Annotated in this window: 5 protein-coding genes; 2 read left to right on the top strand and 3 right to left on the bottom strand. The window is 64.2% G+C overall.

Going from position 1 to position 4,243, the window contains the following annotated elements; translation table 11 throughout:
• Positions 1 to 182 precede the first annotated feature (182 nt).
• Entirely contained in the window at positions 183 to 410 is a 228-nt protein-coding gene (locus EOA36_RS29190) for an AbrB/MazE/SpoVT family DNA-binding domain-containing protein (RefSeq protein WP_127280455.1), read from the top strand.
• A 12-nt stretch (positions 411 to 422) separates the two neighbouring features.
• Here EOA36_RS29190 and greA read toward each other — a convergent pair whose 3' ends face one another.
• Positions 423 to 896, bottom strand: coding sequence for a transcription elongation factor GreA (gene greA / locus EOA36_RS29195; protein WP_127280456.1), 474 nt, complete (start codon positions 894 to 896; stop codon positions 423 to 425).
• A 135-nt stretch (positions 897 to 1,031) separates the two neighbouring features.
• On the opposite strand from greA, the gene EOA36_RS29200 reads away from it, so the two are divergent.
• Positions 1,032 to 2,408, top strand: a complete 1,377-nt coding sequence (locus tag EOA36_RS29200) for a TIGR03808 family TAT-translocated repetitive protein (protein WP_127280457.1) — start codon at positions 1,032 to 1,034, stop codon at positions 2,406 to 2,408.
• An 8-nt stretch (positions 2,409 to 2,416) separates the two neighbouring features.
• Here the strand turns inward: EOA36_RS29200 and EOA36_RS29205 are convergent, their stop codons facing one another.
• Both EOA36_RS29205 and EOA36_RS29210 read right to left on the bottom strand, forming a co-directional pair.
• A complete protein-coding gene (locus EOA36_RS29205) occupies positions 2,417 to 3,421 on the bottom strand; it encodes an asparaginase (protein WP_127280458.1) in 1,005 nt (334 codons plus the stop codon).
• A gap of 27 nt (positions 3,422 to 3,448) precedes the next feature.
• On the bottom strand, positions 3,449 to 4,243 hold a 795-nt coding region (locus EOA36_RS29210; RefSeq protein ID WP_127280459.1), incomplete at its 5' end, for a thiolase domain-containing protein.

Raw genomic sequence — 4,243 nt, forward strand, 5'->3', positions numbered from 1 at the left:
CATCCCGCCGCAGGACCATGAGGCTGTGCTGAAGGCGGGGGCTGCGGAAATTTTCCCGCCGGGCACGGTTATTCCGGAGGCGGCCGAGAGGCTGCTGCATCGGCTGCTGGCGCGTTGAGCGAAACATTGTAGCGCCGGAAAGGTTGTGTCACAATGACGAACGCAACCAAGGGTAACGGCCCGTGAAGACTATTGTCCGCAAGCTCGACGACGGATCAGGTGTCGTGATCTTGCCGCAGGAAATGCTGGACAACCTGAACATGCGAGTAGGCGATCAATTCCAGATCATCGAAACCGATGACGGCGTCATTCTAAGACCGATGAGAAGTGACGACGTCGAACGGCAGATGCGCGCTGCTCGTGATGTCATGGACCACTATGAGGCCGTATTGCAAAGGATGGCCAAGTAGACGGGCCTTGCGTCAACTCTCTGAGAGCTTGACGATCTCCCACTCCTTGCCATTGACGCTGGCGACGTCGCCGACCTTCTTGCCGAACAGCGCCACCGCCATCGGCGAGACATGCGAGATGCTGCCCTTGGCGGGATCGGCTTCGTCCTCGCCGACGATCTTCCAGTGCACCTTCTTGCCGTCATCACTTTCCAGCGTGACACCCATGCCGAAGCGGACGACGTCGCTGCCGGGCTCCGGTACGGACAGTTCGGCGTTCTCCCGCCGCGCGGTCCAGTAGCGCAGGTCACGCGACACGACCGCGATGCGCTCGCGATCGGCCTTTCTCTCGGCTTTCGCCAGCACGTCGCGCAAATCGGCCAGATTGTCCTCGATCTGCGCCAGGCCGCGCTCGGTCACCAGGTTGCGGTGCGTGCTGATCGGCCTCTCGCCAACGCCGGCGATGGCATTCTCGCTGTCTTCCTCGCGGGTAAAAGCTCTGCTCATCTCCTGAACTTAGGCGCCGACTGGCCGCTCGACAAGCCATGCCCCCCGAGAACGGCTGCCCAGCGTCTGGCATGATTCCTGCGGTGTCAGGACTGGACACTGGGGTGTCGGACTGAACACTTGGATTGTGTGCCGATGTTGAACAGACGAATGCTGCTGACTCAGACCGCCGGCTTTGCCGTGATGGGCCTCGCGCTCGGCAAGGCGGCGGCCGCCAGCCTGACCGGCATCGAGAAGGCCTCGATGCGCGGTTCCATCAATGCCACGGAACTTGGCGTGCAGCCCGGCACGTTTGACGACCAGAGCAAGGCCTTCGCCAAGCTGCTGCGCGATGCCAACGGCCGCGACATGCCAGTCTTCCTGCCGCCCGGCACCTATGTGGTGTCCAATCTCTCGCTGCCTGGCCGCGTGCGTCTGTCCGGAGTACCGGGTGCGACGCGGATCGTCTATGGCGGCGACGGCCATCTGTTCATGGCGGAACAGGCCGACCATATCGAACTCAGCGGGCTGGTCTTCGACGGTTCGAACCGCTCGATGGGCGACTATGCACAAGGGCTGCTCGATCTGCGCCGGGTCGCTCACCTGGTGGTGGATAACTGCCAGATCACCGGAAGCGGCAAGAACGGGCTGGCGCTGGAACACGCGGCGGGCAGGATCGAGCGTTCGGACATATCAGGAGCGGCGGACGCCGGCATCTATTCCGTCGAAGCCGCAGGACTGGCAGTCACCGGCAACACCGTCTCCGATTGCGCCAATGGCGGCATCCTCGTGCACCGCTGGCAAGCCGCGGAAGACGGCACCATGGTCACCGGCAACCGCGTCGAACGCATTGGCGCGCGCAGCGGCGGGACCGGCCAGAACGGCAACGGCATCAATGCCTTCCGCGCCGGAAATGTCGTCATCTCGGGCAATGTGGTTTCGGACTGCGCCTTCTCCGCGATCCGCGCCAACAGTTCCAGCAATCTGCAGATATCGGGCAACACCTGCTTACGCTCGGGCGAGACCGCGGTCTACTCCGAGTTCTCGTTCGAGGGCGCCGTCATCTCCAACAACATCGTCGACGGTGCGGCCAACGGTATCTCGATCGTCAACTTCAACGAAGGCGGCCGCATGGGTGTCTGCTCCGGCAACATCGTGCGCAATTTGTCGACATCAGGCCCCTACACCGCCGACCCGCCCGGTTTCGGCGTCGGTATCGCCGTCGAAGCCGACACCATTGCTTCCAGCAACGTCATCGAGAATGCACCGCTCTACGGCATGTCGATCGGCTGGGGGCCGTATCTGCGTAATGTCGTGGCCACGGGAAACATCATCCGCAAGGCAGGCACCGGTATCGTCGTCAGCGTGGTCGAGGGCGCCGGCACCGCCGTCATCTCCGACAATGTCATCGACGGTGCGTCGAACGGGGCGGTTGTCGGCCAGCGCTGGGCCGAGCCGGTGACGTCAGACCTTACCCAGACCAGCAGCAGCGGCTTTGCGCATCTGACCGTCGAGCGCAACCGCGTCAGCTGATTGCCACTTCAATTCAAGACCGGCGTCGGCCTCAGCGCCCCGACCTTGGCGCCAATGCGGCTTTCGATCGGCGCGTTCGCCAGTTCGAGCAGCTTCGCCGACAAGGCTTCGTCCGCCCGCAGCAGCCTGGCGAGGACGGCGGCAGCGATTGCGTCGCCGGCGCGACCGGCACCGTCATCGCATTTGACCGCGATGCCAAGGCCGAGTTCCGGAAGCGCGGCACAATGGACGCCCTCGGCCCCGCCTTTGGCAAAAATCCGCCCGGGAGCGGCTTCCATCAGCAGCAGGTCGGCACGGCCGGTGCCCGCGACGAAGAACGGCTCCGCCATGCAGGCCGAAAGCAGTCGCTTCGCAGCTTTCGCCCGCTCGGGGCCAAAGCCCTGTCCCGTCACCATGCGGGCAAAGCCGAGCGCGAAACTCCTCAGCGGCACCGCATAGGTCGGGATCGAGCAGCCATCGGTCGCGCGTTCGTCGGCGCCGTGGACAGCGCCGGTGACCGACTGCATGGCGTCGCGCACCATTTCCTGCAAAGCGTGCCCCGGCTTGACGTAGCCGCGATGCTCCATGCCGGAATGCACGCAGGTGCAAAGGAAGCCGGAATGCTTGCCGGAACAGTTGTTGTGAAGCGCATTTGGTGAACCGCCGGCACGTGCGAGCGCAATCTCGGCGTCATGGTCCGAGGGCCAGTGGGTGCCGCATTCGAGCGCCGACCTATCCAGCCCGGCCCCGGCCAGCATGGACCGCGCCAGGTCGACATGTGCCGGCTCGCCGGAATGGGAGGCACACGCTAGCGCCAGTTCGCGGTTGCCGAAGCCGTAGGCATCGGCGGCACCCGTTTCGACAAGCGGCAGGGCCTGGATCGCCTTGACGGCGGAGCGGGGAAAGACCGGCTTCGATGTGTCGCCGATCTCCAGGACCGGCTTGCCGCCGGCATCGAAGACGGCGACGGCGCCGCGATGGGCGCTCTCGACAATGGCGCCGCGCAAGACTTCGATCAGAACCGGATTGGCCATGTCACCTCCCGTGAATGCCGGGGCGGGTTACCTGATCCGATCAAGAATGGAAACGTAGTTGGCGACAGCCGCGCCGCCCATGTTGAAAATGCCGCCGAGTTTTGCGCCCGGCACCTGGATGCCACCGGCTTCGCCAACAAGCTGCATGGCGGTCAAGACATGCATGGAGACGCCGGTGGCGCCGATCGGATGGCCCTTGGCCTTCAGGCCTCCTGAGGGATTGACCGGCAGGCGGCCGTCTTTTGCCGTTGTGCCATCCAGCGCCAGCTTGGCGCCCTCACCGGGCTTGGCCAGGCCCATCGCCTCATACTCGATCAGTTCGGCGATGGTAAAACAGTCATGCGTCTCGACGAAGGAGAGATCGTCGAGCGTCACGCCGGCATTCTTCAAAGCGCGGGTCCAGGCCTGCTCGCAGCCTTCGAAGGCCAAGATGTCGCGCTTCGACATCGGCAGGAAATCCTGCACGTGTTCGTTGGCGCGGAAGGCTACGGCGCGGCGCATCTTCAGCGCCGTCGCCGTGTCGGCAAGGACAAGGGCGGCGGCGCCGTCGGAGACAAGCGAGCAGTCGGTGCGCTTCAAGGGTCCCGCGACGAACGGGTTTTTCTCACTCTCCTGCCGGCAGAAATCATAGCCGAAATCCTTGCGCATCTGCGCATAGGGATTGTCGACGCCGTTCTTGTGGTTCTTGGCGGCGATCAGGGCGAGCGCATCCGACTGATCGCCATAGCGTTGGAAATAGCCCTGCGCGATCTTGCCGAAGACGCCGGCAAAGCCGGCCGGCGTGTCACCGTCCTCGGGCAGATAGGACGCCTTGAGCAGGTT

Source organism: Mesorhizobium sp. M8A.F.Ca.ET.021.01.1.1 (genome assembly GCF_003998025.1).
Lineage (GTDB): Bacteria > Pseudomonadota > Alphaproteobacteria > Rhizobiales > Rhizobiaceae > Mesorhizobium.

Bases quoted from the DNA above. Each gene is read 5' to 3' on its own strand.
- EOA36_RS29205 (WP_127280458.1), bottom strand. From the start codon at position 3,421: ATGGCCAATCCGGTTCTGATCGAAGTCTTGCGCGGCGCCATTGTCGAG.
- greA (WP_127280456.1), bottom strand. From the start codon at position 896: ATGAGCAGAGCTTTTACCCGCGAGGAAGACAGCGAGAATGCCATCGCC.
- EOA36_RS29200 (WP_127280457.1), top strand. From the start codon at position 1,032: ATGTTGAACAGACGAATGCTGCTGACTCAGACCGCCGGCTTTGCCGTG.